The sequence below is a fragment of the Desulfoluna sp. CYM3A genome, from assembly GCF_056829965.1.
Genome location: NZ_CP186556.1, coordinates 533,821 through 552,746, shown reverse-complemented (window position 1 = coordinate 552,746; position 18,926 = coordinate 533,821). Strand labels below are relative to the sequence as shown.

The 18,926-nt window shown below is 59.0% G+C and carries 17 protein-coding genes and 1 pseudogene; 13 read left to right on the top strand and 5 right to left on the bottom strand.

The annotated features are described in order from the left end of the window. The first annotated feature begins 38 nt into the window (after positions 1-38). Together ACOYW1_RS02945 and ACOYW1_RS02940 are read left to right on the top strand one after the other, a co-directional pair. Positions 39-1,088: a DUF2860 family protein gene (locus tag ACOYW1_RS02945; RefSeq protein WP_482415104.1), complete on the top strand. Its 1,050-nt coding sequence runs from the start codon at positions 39-41 to the stop codon at positions 1,086-1,088. Between the two features lie 138 nt (positions 1,089-1,226). Further along, positions 1,227-1,988 (top strand): endonuclease/exonuclease/phosphatase family protein, encoded by a 762-nt coding sequence (locus ACOYW1_RS02940; protein WP_482415103.1) that lies wholly within the window; start codon positions 1,227-1,229, stop codon positions 1,986-1,988. A gap of 677 nt (positions 1,989-2,665) precedes the next feature. Here the strand turns inward: ACOYW1_RS02940 and ACOYW1_RS02935 are convergent. Both ACOYW1_RS02935 and ACOYW1_RS02930 read right to left on the bottom strand, forming a co-directional pair. Continuing rightward, entirely contained in the window at positions 2,666-3,541 is an 876-nt protein-coding gene (locus ACOYW1_RS02935) for a LuxR C-terminal-related transcriptional regulator (RefSeq protein WP_482415102.1), read from the bottom strand. Between the two features lie 301 nt (positions 3,542-3,842). Continuing rightward, the gene (locus tag ACOYW1_RS02930) at positions 3,843-4,235 is read right to left on the bottom strand and encodes a hypothetical protein (protein WP_482421591.1); all 393 of its coding nucleotides are present in this window, start codon (positions 4,233-4,235) and stop codon (positions 3,843-3,845) included. A 365-nt stretch (positions 4,236-4,600) separates the two neighbouring features. On the opposite strand from ACOYW1_RS02930, the gene ACOYW1_RS02925 reads away from it, so the two are divergent. The 6 genes from ACOYW1_RS02925 (at position 4,601) to ACOYW1_RS02900 (ending at position 10,851) form a co-directional block, all read left to right on the top strand. Then, entirely contained in the window at positions 4,601-4,906 is a 306-nt protein-coding gene (locus ACOYW1_RS02925; RefSeq protein WP_482421590.1) for a hypothetical protein, read from the top strand. Between the two features lie 245 nt (positions 4,907-5,151). After that, entirely contained in the window at positions 5,152-6,357 is a 1,206-nt protein-coding gene (locus ACOYW1_RS02920; protein WP_482415099.1) for a thiolase family protein, read from the top strand. 289 nt (positions 6,358-6,646) lie between these two features. Further along, on the top strand, positions 6,647-7,723 hold the full coding sequence (locus ACOYW1_RS02915) for a cation diffusion facilitator family transporter (protein ID WP_482421589.1): 1,077 nt from the start codon (positions 6,647-6,649) through the stop codon (positions 7,721-7,723). A gap of 15 nt (positions 7,724-7,738) precedes the next feature. Further along, complete coding sequence (gene pepF / locus ACOYW1_RS02910; protein WP_482421588.1) at positions 7,739-9,538, top strand: oligoendopeptidase F; 1,800 nt, start codon at positions 7,739-7,741, stop codon at positions 9,536-9,538. A gap of 235 nt (positions 9,539-9,773) precedes the next feature. After that, positions 9,774-10,196 (top strand): hypothetical protein, encoded by a 423-nt coding sequence (locus ACOYW1_RS02905; protein ID WP_482415096.1) that lies wholly within the window; start codon positions 9,774-9,776, stop codon positions 10,194-10,196. 241 nt (positions 10,197-10,437) lie between these two features. Continuing rightward, on the top strand, positions 10,438-10,851 hold the full coding sequence (locus ACOYW1_RS02900) for a hypothetical protein (RefSeq protein WP_482421587.1): 414 nt from the start codon (positions 10,438-10,440) through the stop codon (positions 10,849-10,851). A gap of 152 nt (positions 10,852-11,003) precedes the next feature. Here ACOYW1_RS02900 and ACOYW1_RS02895 read toward each other — a convergent pair whose 3' ends face one another. After that, positions 11,004-11,159, bottom strand: a complete 156-nt coding sequence (locus ACOYW1_RS02895) for a hypothetical protein (RefSeq protein WP_482423889.1) — start codon at positions 11,157-11,159, stop codon at positions 11,004-11,006. Here ACOYW1_RS02895 and ACOYW1_RS02890 point away from each other — a divergent pair. The 5 genes and pseudogenes from ACOYW1_RS02890 to ACOYW1_RS02870 all read left to right on the top strand — a co-directional run. Then, positions 11,088-11,359 (top strand): annotated as a pseudogene (locus ACOYW1_RS02890) (TrmO family methyltransferase domain-containing protein); the annotation flags it as partial. The gene ACOYW1_RS02895 and the pseudogene ACOYW1_RS02890 sit on opposite strands and share 72 nt — an antisense overlap. 54 nt (positions 11,360-11,413) lie before the next feature. Continuing rightward, entirely contained in the window at positions 11,414-11,698 is a 285-nt protein-coding gene (locus ACOYW1_RS02885; RefSeq protein WP_482423644.1) for a hypothetical protein, read from the top strand. A 310-nt stretch (positions 11,699-12,008) separates the two neighbouring features. Continuing rightward, positions 12,009-12,383 (top strand): regulatory protein RecX, encoded by a 375-nt coding sequence (locus ACOYW1_RS02880; protein ID WP_482421586.1) that lies wholly within the window; start codon positions 12,009-12,011, stop codon positions 12,381-12,383. 288 nt (positions 12,384-12,671) lie between these two features. Further along, the gene (locus ACOYW1_RS02875; protein ID WP_180136785.1) at positions 12,672-13,583 is read left to right on the top strand and encodes an AAA family ATPase; all 912 of its coding nucleotides are present in this window, start codon (positions 12,672-12,674) and stop codon (positions 13,581-13,583) included. A 146-nt stretch (positions 13,584-13,729) separates the two neighbouring features. Next, complete coding sequence (locus ACOYW1_RS02870; RefSeq protein WP_482421585.1) at positions 13,730-15,124, top strand: vWA domain-containing protein; 1,395 nt, start codon at positions 13,730-13,732, stop codon at positions 15,122-15,124. Between the two features lie 190 nt (positions 15,125-15,314). On the opposite strand, the gene ACOYW1_RS02865 is transcribed toward ACOYW1_RS02870, so the two are convergent. Together ACOYW1_RS02865 and ACOYW1_RS02860 are read right to left on the bottom strand one after the other, a co-directional pair. Then, positions 15,315-16,106, bottom strand: a complete 792-nt coding sequence (locus ACOYW1_RS02865; protein ID WP_482421584.1) for a protein phosphatase 2C domain-containing protein — start codon at positions 16,104-16,106, stop codon at positions 15,315-15,317. A 170-nt stretch (positions 16,107-16,276) separates the two neighbouring features. Next, positions 16,277-18,859 carry a protein kinase domain-containing protein gene (locus ACOYW1_RS02860; protein ID WP_482421583.1) on the bottom strand — a complete coding sequence of 861 codons (2,583 nt, stop codon included), beginning with the start codon at positions 18,857-18,859 and terminating at the stop codon, positions 16,277-16,279. Positions 18,860-18,926 lie beyond the last annotated feature (67 nt).

Genomic DNA, 18,926 nt, shown 5'->3' with positions numbered 1-18,926 from the left:
TTTTCCACAACACCACCAGACCAGAGGAATGACCAGACATGCTTACTCGGAAAACTCACCTTTTTACGTTGCTGCGACACCTCCCCCTGACCTGCCTTCTCCTGGCCCTGACGGTCCCCGCTGCCTGGGGGGGGAATCCCATGAAGACACCCACCCCCGGCTTTCAGGGCGACATCACCCTCATGCCCGGAGTGATCCACGCCACCAAAGCCCTCAACGACGTCGGAGACGACAACGAGCGCATCGACAGCCTGGACCAGTCGGCCTCCTCGGAGACGGAGGCGATTCCCATCGTCCTGTGGCACCTCAACTACACCTTTGACAACCTCAAAACAGAGCTTTTCGCCGGTACCCCCACCTCCAATATTGTCAAGGGGACCTACTTCCTTGAAGTGGGCGCCCGGCACCGCCTGGACAACGGCACGGCCTTAAGCCTCGCCTGGATTCCCGAGCTTCCCCTCATTGACGACGAGGTGTGGAAAGATCCCTTCCTCACGGGGGCGGACAGGACAGAGACCGACCGGACCTCCCAGGGTGTCCAGATCAAGGCGGATTCCATCCTGGGGACCCCCTTCTTTGTGAGCTATGCCTTTGCCGTCAACGACATCGATGAAGAGGAGTCGGGCCAGTCCTTCATCACCGAAGGGGGAGACCCCTTAAGCGACGAGGAGCTCTCAAGCCTCAGGCGCTCCAGTGAGGCCCACTTCATCGAAGCAGGGCTGACCCTTCCTGTCACCAGAGCCCTGATCCTGGGCGCCACCGCAGACGCCCTCCGCAACGAGGCCGACGGAAAGGCCCATCAGTTCGACCAGTTCGGGGGAAAACTCTCTGCGATCTTGCGGTTCCCCGCCTGCAAGGCATTTTCCACCGTCTCTTTCCACCAGGCGAACTACGACGGAACCCACCCGGTCTTCGATAAAAAACGGGAAGACACCTCTTACAGCGCCTCTCTGGGCCTTGAAGTGCCCCTGCCCGTGGAGAACCTGGCCTTCTCCCTGCTCATGAGATACGCCCGTACAGACTCCAACATCGACTTTTACGAGGGAGATGCCGTGATGGGTGGCATGGGCGTCAGCTATCGATTTTAGATATGATGCAACGGGGTTGCCCCTGACGGGCCGGAAAAAATCCATTTTGACAGGGCCTGCATTCCTGCTTTAAGATAATGGATTGTATACCCGGCCCGGCTGTTTCCCTTCGCCCTAACCCCTGATCAGGCAGGTGCCATGACTTATGCATACGATCCCATGAACCGATCCTTCTCTGTGATGAGCATCAACCTCCGTTTCGGCCTCGCCGACGACGGAGAAAACTCCTGGGAGCATCGGCGCAGGGCCTACGGCCCTCTGTTTACCGCCACGCGCCCCGATTTCATCGGCATGCAGGAAGCCAACAACTTCCAGACCCGGTACCTCGCCCAGCTCCTGAAGGACTACCGGTTTGTAGGGGTGAGAAACCCGTCGCCCACCACCTGGCAGAACAACCTGATTTTTTATCAGAAAGAGTGGACCTGCCTGAGACACACCCACTGTTTCCTGAGCCACACGCCCCATGAGGAGAGCCAGCTTGAGGGAAGCCAGTGGCCCCGCCAGTGCGTCATCGGAGAGTTTGAACGGGACGACGAACGCGTGGTCTGCGTCACCACCCACTTCGATTTTGACGAGGGGGTCCAGAAACAGAGCGCGGACCTGATCCTGGGGTTCCTGAAAGATTTTCCCGGAGATGTTCCCATGGTCATCACCGGCGACTTCAACGCCCCGCCCGAAAGCCCCGCCCATGAGGCCTTTCAGTCCGGAGGGTTCAAAGACAGCTTTGCAGGCGAGCACTCCTCCACCTTCCACGGCTTCACCGGAAACGACCTGGGAAAACATATTGACTGGATTCTGTACAAGGGAGGATTGAAGGTGGTGGATGCAGAGGTGATCAAGCACCCCTTCGAAGGGATCTACCCTTCGGATCACTACCCCGTGGTGTGCCGGTTTACCTGAGCCGGCAGAAGGCAACTGAATACGAACTGCCAAAAACAAAAAAACCGCCGAAATCGGCGGTTTTTTAATCAGAAAAACGGGAAGAAAGAGGAAGAGCTGATATGATCCGTTCATGGCTCATGGCCATGACCTCTATACGACTCAGTTAGGCAGGATGGACAAGGCAGGACTCTCCCCCCGTCTTCAAAACTTTCCCGTTTTTTATTTTTTATTTCGGGGGAGGGAGTTGCAGGACATCGCGTCTATCCATTCCGCTCAGCTCAGCGTCCAACACCCTGCGAGGTCGGCTCCGAATCCGTTACAGATCCTCCCCCAAGACGGCCACCGGATCGACCGGTTATCTATTTGGTCACATCCATTCTCTGCTCAGCCCCATGCCGCACAACCAAAAAAATCAGTTCAGCACAACAGCGATCAGGCAATCCGGTAAGCATTGCGTCCCCTGAGACATCTCAGCCGGGGAGTAAATCAACAGCAATGTGCCCCCTTTTTCAAATGTGATTTATACAGACTGCCTGACAAAATCAACCCTCGTTGATGAGGTATTTAATGGGTATGATACATACCCACAACCTCGAAACCCCTTGAGTCCCGGGGTCCCCTGAAATTGTAAGGGTTTTCCCATCCCACGGCCCTGCCCCCGCCAAACCCGGAGCATACCCAAAAGTGACCGACGGTTATTCCACGGAAGCCGACGGCAGAGAGGTCGAAAGAAGGGCCCTCAGGTTTGTTTTCGAGTGGGTAAGCCCCAACTTCCGGCGGATATTTTTTCGGTGGGTTTCGATGGTCTTCACGGACAGGGAGAGGATATCGGCAATTTCTTTGTTTGTCTTGCCCTCCCGGATCAGGTTGGTGATCTCAATCTCCGACGGGGTCAGCTGGAGCTGATAAGAGGGAGCCGTCCGCACCAGGGGCCGGGCAATGGTGCTGAGGTTGTTTTCCACCACCTCCAGATAGGCCACCTGGCGTGGCCCCAGCCGGGTGGCTTTGAGTTTCTCGATCCACGGATGGATCATCTCGCGGATGGTGAACAGGATCTCCTCTTCCAGGGCCTGTTTGTCCCCGCTGCGCTTTTTCAGGAGCACCTCCAGGGCGGTGTTCATCTCTTCAAGGCCAGCGCTTTTGCGTTGCAGCTCCTGTTCCCTGTTGCGAAGCGCCTCTTCCACAAGGGCCACGCGGGTGACGTCCCGGACAAAGGCCACCACCCCCTCCCCCCGGCAACAACGCATCATGCGGGCTTCGTAGTACCGCTCTTCCCCCTCCAGCTCCAGGGAATACTCCAGGGTCTGGCGCTCTCCGGTCCGGATGGCTGTTTCGCAGGCGGCGGTGATCTGCCGGGCCAGCTCCCCGGGGAGCACATCAAAGACACTCTTCCCCATGAATCCCTCGGGTGACCGGTACAGGGGAAGTCCCATGGCGGCGTAATCCGTGAACACCCCATCCCGAGACAGGGTAAACATCAAATCGGGCAACCCCTTGATGAGTTGACAGCTCTCTTCAAGCTGCTGTTTCAGGCGCGCGTTCTCCCTTCGGAGCGCATCGAGTTCATTCATGGTCCCTGCCTTGCATGGTCCCCTTGCCCGCAGCCGTCCAAGGCGTCAGGGGAGTATCGGTTCAGAACACGTTCCGTAAACAACCGGGCTTGAGGCACCCCGGCCCGTCCGCCCTTATGTAGGCAAGGCCCTGCGGGCTGTCAAGCAGGACGTGCCGACAAAACACACCATACCTGTGACACGCAAGGTGTTGCCCCAAGGCGCTTCATGGCCCCGCACGAAAAGCCTCCCACAACAAAAACCCGCATCGGCCCTTTGCCGACGCGGGTTTGTCAATGCCAGTTCATCACGGGCAGCATCCCTACCTGGGGTGCCTGAGATTCCTCACACGAAGATCCCAGTTCCAGACGCTCACCATCCCGCCCATCAGCATCTTGTCCACGTTATGGACAAACATCGTATTGCCCCTGACCTTGCCCAGCACCTCCACATCCTGGCTCACCAGAACCTGCTTGGCCCCGCGCCTCATGTTGGAGAGAAAATAGGTGCTGCCGTCTTCGGCAACCAGCACGAAGTCCCGCTCCATGGAGACACGGGGGTCCTTGATGTCTGTGGGACAAACGGTTTCATTCACCACGCAGCTTGCCCCCATGATCTTCCCCTTGACCAGCATTATCTCGGCAAAGGCGGGGGACGTAGAAAAGATGGCCAGAATCGGCAGTACCAGGAAAAGCACATTCACTCGTCGGGTCATGATCTGTCTCCTTAGGTTGTTGGGGGTCTATAAGCCTACATGAGCGGGGCGCCTGAATAGGCGCTGGCCGCAGATGGATCACATCATGGGTTCCCTGAAAAACGCTGAAGAGAGGAATGGGGCCGGGATAAAGTGCAGGAGGCCATCTGAATTACTCCCCATTATCACGAAAAGATCCCGTTATGTCAATTATTCCCGCAGGGTGAACTCACCCCGAAAAAGCTCTGTCCCCGGCTTTTCATTTGCCGGAGATGGTGGTATAGCCCTCTTTTGTAAGGACCGCACGGGACCCTATCGGTGGAGTTCCCGCCACCGGCACTTACGGGCACCATGCGCCTGACTTTTCTTGGTATGTAGGTAGCTTTTTGAGTGTATTTGAAATCGCCATGCTGGTCTGCTTCGGTTTTGCCTGGCCCGCCTCCATCTGGAAGTCCTGGACCTCGCGGAACAACTCTGGAAAAAGCCTTCAGTTTCTCTGCATTGTCCTCGTGGGCTATGCAGCAGGCATCACCCACAAGCTTCTCTACAGCTTTGATGCCGTCATCGTCCTCTACGCCGTCAACGCCCTCATGGTCACCACCGACATTGCCCTGTGGTTCCGCAACGGGCGGCTGATGAAAAGGGACGCTGCCGCGGATTTCTCCGCTCAAGCCCCCCACGCCCATGGGTAAAAGCCCCCTTTACGGCACCCGTCACACCAAATAACGCCTCCCCCACGGTGAGGTCCACAGGATGTCCTGTGCCCGCCCACTGCATTTTTTCTATACATCTTCCTCTTTTTTAGCTATTTACTATCGTTTGTTATATTAACACTGTTCATTAATCAAGAGATTCGTGCTTTATATTGATATTCGCGTCGACAGCAAACCACCTATTCACACCACATAAACGTATCAACATGTCACAGGAGGAAGATGTGAAAACGCAGAATGTTGTGATGGTCAGTGCCTGCCGAACCGCCATCGGCAAATTCCAGGGAGCCCTGAAAAACGTCTCGGCACGGGATCTTGCCGTGCATGTGGGCAAGGAAGCCGTCGCCCGCGCAGGCATCGACGTGGAAACCATCGACGAACTGGTCCTTGCCCAGTGCCTTCCCGGCCTGCAGGGTTCCCTGCCCGCCCGGCAGGTCTCCAAGCGCATCGGGTTCTCCGATGCCAGCAGCGCCGTCTCCATTAACCAGAACTGCGGCTCCGGGATGCGCGCCGTGGAGATTGCCGCCCACAGCATCATGCTCGGCAAGAACGACATTGTCATGGCCGTGGGGGCCGAGAGCATGACAGGCGCCCCGTACATGCTTCCCAAGGCCCGATCCGGGTACCGCATGGGCCCCGGTTCCATTGAGGACTCCATGCTCTTCGACGGGCTGGTGGACGAACTGGCCGGGGGCCACATGGGCACCACCGCCGAAAACGTGGCGGAAAAATACGGGATCACCCGTGAGGAGTGCGACGAGCTGGCCCTCATGAGCCACACCCGTGCCCTGGACGCCATTGCCGCCGGCCATTTCAAGCGGGAGATCGTCCCCTATGAGATCGTCACGCGAAGGGGGACCACGGTCTTCGACACCGACGAGCATCCCATCGCCGGCAGCACCCCCGAGAGCCTGGCCAGACTGAAGCCCGCCTTCAAGAAAGGGGGCGTGGTCACCGCGGCCAATGCCTCGGGCATCAACGACGGAGCCGCCGCCGCCATCTTCATGAGCGAGGCCAAGGCCAAAGAGCTCGGCATCCGCCCCCTGATGAAGCTCATCAACACCGCCTGTGCGGGCGTGGACCCCAAACTCATGGGCCTGGGGCCCGCCGTGGCCATCCCCAAGGTGTTGTCCGGCACGGACATGGGCTTTGAGGACGTGGAGTACTGGGAGATCAACGAGGCCTTTGCCGCCCAGTTCCTCGGCGTGGGCCGCATGCTCCGGGAAGACCACGGCATGGCCCTCTCCATGGACAAAACCAACCACAACGGCTCGGGCATCGCCCTGGGCCACCCCGTGGGCTGTACCGCCCTTCGGATTCTGGTGAGCCTCTACTACGAGATGGAACGCCTGGACCTCACCGTGGGCGGGGCCTCCCTGTGCGTGGGAACGGGCCCTGCCATCGCCTCCCTCTGGACAAGGGAAGTGTAAGGCCGTATAACGGATTCAGAAAGCATACATGAAAGGGCTCGCCGCTCACCCCCGCCTTCACCGCGCCACAGGACCCGGCGACCCCACATGATATCCCCGGCAGCCGCCTTCCCCAGGGGCTGCCGGGGCCACATCATCAACACCCCCTTGCCCATGCATTTCTGGAGCCGCCTGTGAAAACCTTTGCCCTTTGGTTTGCGTCCTTTTTTATTTCTGATCACACCCGCACCACCGACCCGGATGTCCGGTCACGCTACGGGGTCCTGGAAGGGTGGGCGGGTGCACGTTCGTGGGAAATGCCCTCCTGTTCGCCGTCAAGCTGGTCATCGGCCTCTCCGTGGGAAGCGCGGCCCTCATCGCCGACGCCATCCACACCCTCTCGGACTCCGCCACATCGGCCGTTGTCATCGTGGGGTTTACCATGTCCCGGAAGCCCTCGGACAGCGAGCACCCCTTCGGCCACGGCCGCATCGAGCCGGTGGCCACCCTCATCATCGCCATTCTCCTGTTTGTGGCCGGGTTTGAACTCCTCAAACACAGCATCACCGCCACCCTGAACCCCACCGTGGCCAAGGCGAGCTACGGAGCCATCGCCATCGTCGCAGGAACCGCCCTGTTCAAAGAACTCATGGCCCGCTTTTCCTTTGCCCTGGGGGACCTCATCGACTCGGCCACCCTCAAGGCCGACGCCCTGCACCACCGAAGCGACGCCTTCTCCACCCTGCTGGTGGTGGTGGCCCTGGGCGCCTCCCACCTTGGCTATGCCAAGGTGGACGGTATCATGGGCATCGGGGTCTCTCTGGTCATCTTCGCCTCGGCCTGGGGCATTGCCCGGGAAGCGGTGAACCCCCTCATCGGCGAAGCCCCCTCCCAGGCCTTTCTGGATGAAATCGAAGGGGCCTGCCGCAGCGTCACCGATGTGCTGGGGGTCCACGACATCGTCGTCCACAACTACGGAGAAAACCGCATCGTATCCCTGCACATCGAGGTCTCCCACCACCTCTCGGCCCTTGCCATCCATGAGATCGCAGAGGATGTGGAAAAAGCCGTGGGCCGCATCACAGGCGGCATGGTGGTGGTCCACATGGACCCCATCAACCGGGACCACCCCCACTACAACACCGTCCTCACCGAAATCCAAAAGGTGGTGGCCGAAGACGAACGGGTCCTCACCTTTCACGATCTGCGCATCGTGGGTACCACCCTGGACCGCGGCACCATTTTGTTCAACATCACCCTCAACAACAGCGACCGCCCTGGGGATCAGCGCGAGGTCCTCAGGGAGACCCAGGAAAAAATTCAAGCCCGGTTCCCGGGCCTCGATCTCCTCATTAAAATCACCCCCATGTTCAGCTACAACCCCTAAAGGAGACGCTAAAATATGTCCACCATACCCGAACGACACGATATACCCGACGCTCACAAATGGGACCTGTCCCCCATGTTCGCCGACGACGCGGCCTGGGAGACCCTCTTCAGGGAAACCGAGGCCAGGATTTCGGGCTACAAAACCTACCAGGGCCGCCTGGGAGAATCGGCTTCGGTCCTCAAGGAGGCCATCGATTATGACCTTTCCGTCAACCGGTCCCTGGAGCTTCTCTACACCTACGCCCACCTGCGCAACGACGAGGACAAGACCAACCCCGACTACGACGGCCTCTTTCAGAAAGCCGTGAACCTGTACGCCCGCATCGCCCAGGCCTCCAGCTTCTTCACCCCCGAGGTCCAGGCCATCGACAGCGCCACCATGGAAGGGTTCCTTGCCCACAAGGAGCTGGCCGACTACCGGTTCTTCCTGGAGAAGATCCTGCGCTTCAAGCCCCACACCCGAAGCGAAGAGGTGGAGGAGCTGCTGGCCATGTCCGCCGAGGCCATGGCAGCCCCCTCCCGCATCTTCAGCCAACTGGACAACGCGGACCTGCGCTTCGGCACCATCCACGACGAGGCCGGCACCCCCCACGAGCTCTCCCACGGGAATTTCATCGCCTTTCTCATGAACCCGAAGCGCGAGGTGCGTAAAAACGCCTTTGACACCTACTATTCCGCCTACGAGGCCCACAAGCACACCATCGGCGCCTCCCTTTCAGCAGCCATCAAAAAGGACCTGTTCATCTCCAAGGCCAAGCGATTCGACGCCACCCTCTCCCGAGCCCTGTTCACCGACAACGTGGACAAAGAGGTCTACACCGGGCTCATCGACAGCGTGCGTAACGGCTTTGCCCCCCTCTTCGACTACCTGAACCTGAGGAAAAAAGCCCTGGGCGTCGATGACCTTCACATCTACGACACCTATGTGCCCCTGGCCTCGGACGTCACCTTCCACATGGACTACGACGAAGCCGTGGAGGTCACCCTGGCCGCCCTGGCACCCCTGGGCACGGCCTATGTGGACACCTTGAAAAAAGGGCTCACCGGCGGCTGGGTGGACCGGTATGAAAACCGGGGCAAGCGAAGCGGGGCCTACTCGTCTGGCTGCTACGACTCCAACCCCTACATCCTGCTCAACCACGACGCCAACAGCATCAACAGCCTCTTTACCCTGGCCCACGAAGCGGGCCACTCCATGCACTCCCACTACTCCCGCACCACCCAGCCCTACATCTACGGGGACTACACCATCTTTGTGGCCGAGGTGGCCTCCACCTTAAACGAGGCCCTCCTCGGCCGATACCTCCTGGAAAAATACAAGGGGGACAAAAAGATGGAGACCTACATCATCAACCGGGAGATCGACAACATCCGGGGGACCCTCTACCGCCAGACCATGTTTGCCGAGTTCGAGATGCGTATCCACGCCATGGCCGCCGACAACCAGGCCATCACCCTGGAAACCCTCACCGACCTGTACGCAAGCCTCCTTGCCGACTACTTCGGAGACACCCTTGTCGTCGACGAGGCCCTGAAGCTGGAGTGCCTGCGCATCCCCCACTTCTACTCCTCCTTCTACGTCTACAAATACGCCACGGGCATCTCCGCGGCCCTTGACATTGCAGGGCGCATCATCAAAGGAGAAGAGGGGGCGGTCTCCCGATACATGGAGTTCCTCACCCTGGGGGGCAGCATGTTCCCCGTGGATGAGCTTCGCGTGGCCGGTGTGGACATGACCCGCCCTGCCCCGGTGAACAACACCATCGCCCATTTCGGGGGCCTGGTGGAGCGTTTAAAAGCCCTTCTGGCCTGATCCGTGTCACACAATCCGCCCCCGGCCCCCGGGCCGGGGGTATTCCACGTCTCCCTGTTCCATCCATGTGTTCCTTCTCGCATCCATCGGCATTTTCAGGTATAGTGTTTCTAATCATCCCTTTAAAAATCATCAGGGCCCGCCCCGTCACCCGCCACCGGCCAATGCGCCGAATGCCATGGGGGACAGCCCCATACGCCTGCGAAAAAATGCCATACCCAGCCAGGAGGTACCCATGGACGCCATCAAGCAGGAGCGCCGTTTCAACCGATCTGAAACACGCCAGGAATCCCTGACCAATCTTCTCAACTACACCAAAATTTACGGAGGGTTCGCCCACGCCATCATCCTGCGCAAGGGAGAGGTCGTTGCCCGCTCGGACCAGGCAGACCAGACACCGCGCATGAAGGACATCGCCCTGATCCTGGAAAAAACGGCCGGGTACCTCTCCAAGGCGGCCACCTATCCCGACATCCAGACCATCACGGCCCAGACCTCCAGGGGGGACAGCGTGGCCTGCTACTTTTTCAAGGCGGACAACGGGACCCCTTGCGCCATCGTGGTTCTCTCCAAAACCCGCATCCCCCCTTCCGCCGACAAAATCTTCGCCCGGGCCGCCAACGGCTACGAGCGCATCCTGCGGAGCACCACAAGCTGAAAAAAGCCCGTTTGCCGTGCTCCGGCCCGTTGTGCGGGGCCATGGCCGGCCCTCTGTCCCACCGCCTGTTCAGGCAACCTGCCCGTTTTCCCCTCATTTTTTCCAATATTCCCTCTTGAATCAAACCGCCCGAGTATGCTTTAAAGATGAGGCATTTACACGTCATGTTCGGTATCCCGATTCAAACCACCTCGCTCACACCGACCCACAGAGCCGAACCCACGGGACCAGGGAGACTTGTATGATAGAAGTAAACCAGGAACGCCGGATCAAACGCTCAAACAACCAGAAAGAAGCCCTCGACAACCTGCTGGACTACACGCGGCTCAAAGGAGGATTCAGCCACGCCCTTATCGTCGATGACGACGGAGAGCTGGTGGCGGCATCCACTCCCAGGGGCAACGCCGCATCCATCGGCCCCATGGCCTGGGTGCTCCAGCGGACCGCGGCCACCCTTTCAGGCCCTGTGGACTTTACCCAGGCCGAAACGGTGATCATCCAGGTCTCCGAAGGCAACAGCCTGGCCTGCCACTTCATCCGGGGCCGGATCACCGGGGCCATCCTTGCCACAGGCCAGGGAAAGCTCCCCCCCTCCACGGAAAAAATCCTTGCCGGTGCCGCCGAGAGCTACCTCCGCATCATGACAAAACGCTGAAGGGTCGCTGGCCATCGTCTGTCCGTGCGCCGCAAAACATCCGTGTTTAAAGTCCCCGTCCTGTGATATAGGACCGATCAAAACCGTTTTTTCTTGCGACACAACCACCAGCAACCCCAGAGACAGACGCAGCAACCATGGAACAGCCCCCCTTACTGACGCCCATCGGCACCGTGCACTCCTGCTTCACCGAAAAATTCGGCGTTCCCCGGCAACCGGGCATCGTCGCCGAAGCCGTGGGGCACATCGAGCTCATCCCCCCGTACAACCGCGCCGAGGCGGTGCGTGAGCTGGAGGGGTTCTCCCACATCTGGGTAATCTTCCTCTTTGACCGGTCCACCCGGGGAGAGTGGAAGCCCACGTGCGGCCGCCGCGCCTGGGGGGCAACAAAAAGATCGGGGTCTTTGCCTCCCGATCCAATTTTCGCCCCAACCCCGTGGGTCTCTCCGTGGTGCGCCTCCTGTCCGTGGGCGAGGAGAAAGGCAAAATCCTTATCCACGTCAAGGGCCTCGATATCCTGGACGGCACCCCGGTTCTGGACATCAAGCCTTACATCCCTTATGTGGACGCCGTAAGCGATGCCACCGGAGGATTTGCCGCCCACAAGCCCGAACCGAAGCTTTCGGTGAGTTTTTCCCCGGAAGCCGAACAGGCCCTGGCAAGGCTCTCGGAAACCGCCTACCCCAACCTCAAGGGGATCATCACCGGGGTGGTGGAGCAGGACCCCAGACCGGCCTATTACGACGCCCGGAAAAAAGATGCCTCCTTCGGCTTTTGCCTCTGGGACCTGAACATTCGCTGGTGCGCCGAAGGCACCCACGCCACCATCACGGAGATCACCCGATGAGCGATCCTTTCCCATGGGACGATGACCACGACCCGGATGAGTCCCCGAAGCGGCCCCAGAAAATCACCGACATTGACTACAGCGAAAAGCGACCCGGAAAGGCCGACATCTTTCTGAACGGAAAAAAAGCCTTCAGCATGAACGCCTTTGACGCCGCCCTTTTGGAGCGCGGCTCTGTCATGGACCCCGCCGAGGTCAAAAAAAGGGCCTTTGAAGACGAGAAACAGCGTTGCTGGGCCAGCACCCTGCGCCTGTTGGGGGTTCGCTCCCGGAGCCGGGCCGAGCTCATGCGCCGCCTTCGGGAGAAAATTTGCACAGACGAGCAGAGCTCTCCCTTAACCGGGCCGAAAAGGCAGGCTTTATCAATGACGAGGCCTTTGCGCGGGAGTGGATCGACTCCCGCCTGAGAAACCAGCCCAAGGGGCGCTACCTGCTCAAGCAGGAGCTCCGGCTCAAAGGAGTCGATGAAGCCCTCGTCGACCGCCTCCTTGAAGAGGGCCTGGACGAAACCGCAGCCGCCCTCACCCTGCTCCGAAAAAAAGCATGGAAGTGGAAAAAAGCCGAGCCCGCTGTGTTCAAGCAAAAGGCCTATACCTTTCTGGCCGGCAAGGGATTTACCTTCGACATCACACGGGAAGCCGTCGACCAATTCCTCCGGGAGAAGGAAGAGGGAGAGCTGGAATAAGCGCTATTCCTACCCTTACTGTTTCCTCTTTTTGCTTTCAGCCCCACTCGGAATCCATGCCTATTTTCCTTGCTCTTTCACCCCTTGATTGGTATGCATGATGATTTGATCCACACAACGTGATGCGGGGTGGCGCCTTTCGTGCGCCTCAAAAATAGTACGGTCGGTAAAGAGCCAGGTGCCCGACTGGTACGGCAACACGGTTTGACCCCGCGCAGAGCATAAAAGCGATTTTTACGGGCCCGAGTATTTTCCCGGACCCGATTTTCACGGTTCAAGGGGGCAGCAATGGAATTTGAAAGTGTTCTGGAGGTTCAAGAGAGGCTGGAGTCCCAGCGGTATATCTCCTCTCGGGAGATTGCAACGGTGGTCTACCTGGCCGTGGCCATGGAAAAACCCATCCTGGTGGAGGGCCCGGCTGGGGTCGGCAAAACCGAGCTGGCCAAAAGCATCGCCAAGGCCCTTGAGCGGCCCCTGATCCGCATGCAGTGCTACGAGGGCCTGGACGAGTCCAAGTCCCTGTACGAGTGGGAATACGCAAAACAGCTCCTCTACACCCAGATGCTCAAGGACAAGATCAACGACATCGTCTCGGATACCACCAGCCTGGCAGGGGCCGTGGATGAGATCGCCGCCCACGAAGACGCCTTCTTCTCGGAAAAATTCATCCAGACAAGGCCCTTACTCACCGCCATCAAGTCCGAAGATCCCGTGGTGCTCTTGATCGACGAAATCGACAAGTCCGACCCCGAGTTCGAAGCCTTTCTCTTAGAGCTCCTCAGCGATTTCCAGATCTCCATCCCGGAGATCGGCACCATCACCGCCACCACCAAGCCCATCGTTTTTTTGACCTCCAACAACTACCGGGACATGAGCGACGCCCTCAAGCGACGCTGCATCCACCTCTTCATCGACTACCCCAACATCGAAACCGAGATGGACATCGTGCGCATCAAGCTCCCGGACATCGACGAGACGCTCCTTGAAAAAATCGTCACCATCGTCGCCAAAATCCGGGACATGGACTTGAAGAAAAAACCGTGCATCTCCGAGACCATCGACTGGGCCACTGCCCTTCTCACCCTCCAGATCGAAGACCTCTCCCCGGAGATCGTGGCCACCACCCTGAACCCGCTGCTCAAATACAAAGCGGACTACGAGCTGGTGAAACGAAACATCTCCGATCTGTTGCCCAATTAGAAACAGGTGATAGGTAACATAGGTGGCAGACCGGCATTTTCCCTCGCTTCTGCGATGGGTATATCAATGACCGAATCACCGAGACAATAATAACGGGCGCAGCCCGTCAGCGCATGTGACGAACCCGAGGAATGAGGGGGAGGAGCATGTGCGAACCTGAGGTGCAGGGGATGTATCCCCTGCCGCTGGAGGCATCCATGGTCAATCTGACATTACGATTTGTAAACTGTTGCCGGGCAGCGGATTTAAGGGTCTCCACCGCCGAGGTGCTGGATGTGGTCCGGCAGCTGGCCATTGTGGATCCCTTTGACGAGTTTCAGTTCTATACGGTGCTGCGGACCAACTTTGCCAAGAGCCACCGGGACCAGGACCGATTTGACCGGCTCTACAACCTCTTTTTCCATGAGATGCAAAACGACCTCACCGGCGCGGAGGTCACGCCGGAGAGCCAGGGATTCGATGAGGTCGTCGCCCGCCTGGCCGAAGAGATGGAGGCCGACGGAGACGCCATGAGACAGGCCATCCTCGACTTCATGGCCGGAAAGCCCCTGGACTACCTGGACCTCATCAACAAGCTCCACACCCAGGAAGAGCAGGCCGCCACCGGCCTGAAGTCCAACATGACCCAGCTCTCCAGCCGCCTGGAGGTGATGCTCAAGATCAACCAGATGAAGGAGAAGGTGCTCCAGTTCCTCGGGGGCAACCACGCCGTGGTGGACGACTCGGTGAAGGCAAGCATCGAAGAGGAGTTCACCCGCCGCTTAGAGAGCGCCTACGACATCCTCACCAAGGAGCCCAAGACCAAGAACTCCGGCCTCAAGACCGTGGCCCACAACGAGGAGCACTACGACGAAATCGGCCAGGTCCCCTTCTCCTCCCTCTCCGATGACGAGATCGAAGAGGTGCGGGACGTGATCCGACAGCTGGTGAAAAAACTCGAAGAGATCGCCACGCTACGCTACTCCGTGGCCAAGAAAGGGGAGATCGACGTCAAGAAGACCCTGCGCCGGGCTGGAAAATACCTGGGCATCCCCATCGAAATCATCCGAAAGGACAAGCCCCTTCGGAAAGGGAAAATCGTGGTGCTCTGCGACGTGTCGGGCTCGGTGTGGTCCACGGCCCGCTTCATGCTCAACATCCTGTATGCCCTCCAGGAGTGCTTCAGCAAGGTAAAGAGCTTTATCTTTGTCTCGGAGCTGGCCGAGGTCACCGACCACTTCATCGAAAAAGAGGTCAACGACGCCATCGAGGCCATCATGAAGGACGCCCCCATCAACTACTACGCCCAGACCGACTACGGCATGGCCTTCCAGACCTTCAAGAACGACCACCTCCAGGACCTGGACAAAAAAACCACCCTCATCATCATCGGCGACGCCCGCTCCAATTACGAAACGCGACCACATGAGCAACTCCGGGACAAGTGCCACCGCATCATCTGGCTCAACCCCGAACAGGAGAAACCCATCGAGCCGGAGAGGAACTGCAGATGTACACCTACAAAGCCCACTGCCACGAAGTCCGCGCCTGCGGCAATTTGAATCAGCTTGTCGATTTTATTCAGGAGTTGGTGCTTTAAAAAACAGGCAATAGAAGAGAGGGACATAGGTTATAGGAGATAGGTTGTCGGTACGTGCGAATCCGGTCTAACATCCCGACGCCGACCGCCATGCGTCACACGGTAGGGTGCGGCTCCCGCACCGCCTGATACCACGAAGACCAACCGCGCGGCTACGCCCTCACCAAAACCACCGTGATGTTGTCCCGCCCCCCATGCCGGTTAGCAGCAGCCACCAACGCCTCGGCCTTCCACGCCATCTTTTTCTTTTTTCCCAGGATCCCCATGATCTCCTCTTCAGGCACCATGTCCGTCAAGCCGTCGCTGCACAGAAGCAGAAAATCGCCGTCTTCAAGGGATTCGGTATCCATGAAAAGATCGTCCTCAGTGATGCTTTCCGTAACCACCAGGGCCTTTGTGAGGACATGGCTCCGGGGGTGGGTGCGGAGCTCTTCCCTGGTAAGGGAGCCGTTTTTGTAGAGGGGCCAGATCTCGGAGTGGTCTTCGGTGAGCTGGCGCAGGGTACCGTTTCGGAAAAGATAAGCCCGGCTGTCGCCCATGGAGACGAGGCTCAGGAGACCGTCCCGCACGTGGGCGGCCACAAGGGTGGTGCCCATGCCCTTGTAGGCGTCATGGGCTTCAGCCAGGGCGTAAAGCCGTGCGTTGGTCTCGCAGGCCAGCTCCGCCAGGCGCCGAGCCCGCGGGATCTCTTCCTTGGGATCCCCATAAAAATCCCGGGCCAGCCACCCTGACGCCAGGCTGCTTGCCACCTCTCCTGCCTGGCCGCCCCCCATGCCGTCACACAGCAGGTAGAGCCTGCCCCCCGCGTCAATTTTCTCCTCTGTGATCTCCCAGGTGGCATCTGCCTCGGGGAGAAAAAACGAATCCTCGTTGTGGGTGTACTTTTTCCCGATGTCGCTTTTGGCTGCATGGAGAGAAGCCTCTCCCTTCAAAAAAGAAAACATAACGCGTCCATCTCTCTGATCTGCCCACGGCCAAAAAAACCATAGGAAATCCGAACCATTCAGTCCCCGGCAGGGCCGCCCGAGGCAAACGGGTGCTGAACAGCAACAGCCCCTGTCTTCACCAACACCCCACGCCCCTATCTCCTATTACCTATTACCTACTTACTGCCTCACACCTTTTTCCCCCAGATATAGATTCCGTTCAGGGTTTTTTGGTCTGTGACGTACCTGCCTTTTCCCCAGCTGAAGTCGAGCTTGATTTTGATGCTGATGCCGCACGGGGTGGTCTTTGTGCCTTTGAGTTCGGCCCTGAGCCATTTTCGCCCTTTGTAGCTGTCCGTGGTGGGCTTTTTGGCGACGGTGACCTCGAACCCGTTGTCTTTGAGAACCTTTAGCCAGTCGTTGTAGGATTTGTCGTGGTCAAACCCCATGGCCACGAGGCTCTCGTGGAGCATGTCGCCTTTGCTGAAGGGCAGGTAATCCACCACGCCGGAGTCTTTGTCGTACCAAAAGTCGATGCCGTCCACGGTGTAGTAGAGATAAGGCTTGCCCGTGTCGTCGTCGATGCTTTTGCACTGCACACCCGCGGCCCGTAAGTCCCTTACCGTGCTGACGCCCAGGGTGATGCCGTTCATGGGAAAAAGGCAATCGTCCGTGTTTTTCTCCAGGGTCAGGTGAAGCTTGGTGTCGCCCTTTCCATCCAGGGTAACGGATCGTGAGGCAACCCTGTAGGTTTCGGCGCTGGCCACCACCGTGTAGCGCCCCGGTTCCATGCGCATGCCCGGCGTATAGGTCGCCTTGGTTCCCTTGATCCGAATATCGGCATGTTCAGGCGTGGTGGTCACGTAAAGGCGAGGCATGGCAACCAGGTCGATGGAGAGTGCCTCGGCTTTGCCGGCCGTAAGGGTCACCTTGCGCTCCACGGGCATGTGATTCTCAGCGGTCACCAGCACCTTGTAGACCCCGGCCTTGAGCCGGACCCCGGGGCTGTATTTCTCTTTGATCCCCTTCAGGATGACCCGGGCGTCTTCGGGCTGGGTCGTCACGGTGAGGCTGGCGTAAGGCTCCAGGCGAAGACTCACACGCATCTCGCCGCCCCCTTCGGTGATCGCCACCGATGAGGACGCCGGGATATACCCGTCATGTGTCGCACGGATGTCGTAGGTGCCCGGCGTCAACCGGATACCCGAGAAAAAGGCGGGGCGAATATTCGTGATCTTTACCTCTGCGCCCCGGGGCTCGGTCTCCACAAAGAGACGGCACCCATCCAGCAGGGCATCGGTGTCATAGGCCACAATCCCTTCGGCCCTCTCCGGGTACTTGCCGATGAGCTCGTTCCAGGCCGCGGCCTGAAGGCTTCGTCCTTCCTCGGTGGCAACCAGCCCCTTGTAGGTGGCGATGTCGTCTTCCAGGCGTTTTCTGGCCCAGGCCTCCTTTTCCTCAATGAGGGTGGCCATGGCTTCTGTCTTGGCTCTTTTCTCCTTGATCAGGCCCAGCATGGCCTTGGTGCTGTCCCCGTCAAGGGGTTGGCCCGAATCCATGCGGGCCTTCATGTCGCTCACCGCGGACGAAAGACTGGAAATCTCCTCCCGGCAGGCGGCAATCTTCACATCCTGCTGCTCAGGAAAGGAGAGGGGTGCCATGTCCACTGCCCCTTGGGAGTCTTTTTTCTCCGCAACGGGAGCCGACGGATCACCGCCGCCCAGGAGGGCAAATACACCGACGGCAAGGGCAACCACAACGAGAACGGCTGCCACGAGACCGAGGTTTTTCTTGCCTTTGGGTTCCTGAGACCCAGCGGCATCGGCGTCGCGTAAGGGCCCCGATGCCGGTGCAGGAGAGACCTCCTTGCCCTCAAGGGCTGCCAGTACCTCGTCAAAACTCCGAAACCGTTTCGAGTACTCCTTTTCCAGGCACCGTAAGACAAGGGCATTCATGGGCGCACTGGCCCCTTGCAGGGGCGGAACGGGTTCGTTGAGGATCTGATGCTCGATGGCGCCCTTGTGAAAGGGGGGATGGCCGGAGAGAAGCTCGTACAGAAGGGCCCCGAAGCTGTAAATATCGGACTCACGCCCCACGTCCCGTCCCCTCACCTGTTCCGGTGCCATGTAGAGAAGGGTCCCGGACGAGCTGGAGTTGGCGATGCGGCTCATGGAGCTCTTGACGGTTTCTGAGATGCCGAAATCCGTAACCTTGGGGGTGCCGTCCGTGGTGATGAGGATATTCTGGGGTTTGATGTCCTTGTGGATCACCCCCTTTTCGTGGGCGTAGGCAAGGCCCCGAGCAATGCCCTCGGCAACCTTTGCCACCTCGGCTTCCGGGAGCGTTTTGTCCGGGGCATCCATCTTCACCTCGGTGAGGCTCTTGCCGTCCACGAACTCCATGTCGATGTAGGTAACGGCCCCCCGGTCCTGGAACTCAAAAATACGCACAATGTTGGGGTGGTTGAGCTTGGCCATGGTCACGGCTTCCTTGCGGATGCTCTCCATGGCCTCGATGTCCGAGGCCACGGCCTCGGGCAGCACCTTCAGGGCCTTGTCGCACTCCATCTTCCGGTCATGGACCCGGTACACCGCCCCAAAGCCCCCCTGACCGAGCTTTGCCTTGACTTCATAGCGATCATCGATCATGTGCCCTTCAGGCAGCTGCTCCAGGTTCACCACGCCGTAGGCAGGGGCCCCTTTCACCACCGTCTTGTACGGATCCACCGCCCCGGTTCCGCCGCCGTCTCCCCCTGCCGCCGTGGATCCCACCGGCGTACCACAATGGATGCAAAACTTTCCCCCAGCATCCAATTCCTTGCCACACGAAGCACAAAAC

Coding starts and splice junctions, on each gene's coding strand:
- ACOYW1_RS02870 (WP_482421585.1), top strand. CDS start 13,730: ATGTGCGAACCTGAGGTGCAGGGGATGTATCCCCTGCCGCTGGAGGCA.
- pepF (WP_482421588.1), top strand. CDS start 7,739: ATGTCCACCATACCCGAACGACACGATATACCCGACGCTCACAAATGG.
- ACOYW1_RS02945 (WP_482415104.1), top strand. CDS start 39: ATGCTTACTCGGAAAACTCACCTTTTTACGTTGCTGCGACACCTCCCC.
- ACOYW1_RS02865 (WP_482421584.1), bottom strand. CDS start 16,106: ATGTTTTCTTTTTTGAAGGGAGAGGCTTCTCTCCATGCAGCCAAAAGC.
- ACOYW1_RS02930 (WP_482421591.1), bottom strand. CDS start 4,235: ATGACCCGACGAGTGAATGTGCTTTTCCTGGTACTGCCGATTCTGGCC.
- ACOYW1_RS02905 (WP_482415096.1), top strand. CDS start 9,774: ATGGACGCCATCAAGCAGGAGCGCCGTTTCAACCGATCTGAAACACGC.
- ACOYW1_RS02935 (WP_482415102.1), bottom strand. CDS start 3,541: ATGAATGAACTCGATGCGCTCCGAAGGGAGAACGCGCGCCTGAAACAG.
- ACOYW1_RS02875 (WP_180136785.1), top strand. CDS start 12,672: ATGGAATTTGAAAGTGTTCTGGAGGTTCAAGAGAGGCTGGAGTCCCAG.
- ACOYW1_RS02900 (WP_482421587.1), top strand. CDS start 10,438: ATGATAGAAGTAAACCAGGAACGCCGGATCAAACGCTCAAACAACCAG.
- ACOYW1_RS02940 (WP_482415103.1), top strand. CDS start 1,227: ATGACTTATGCATACGATCCCATGAACCGATCCTTCTCTGTGATGAGC.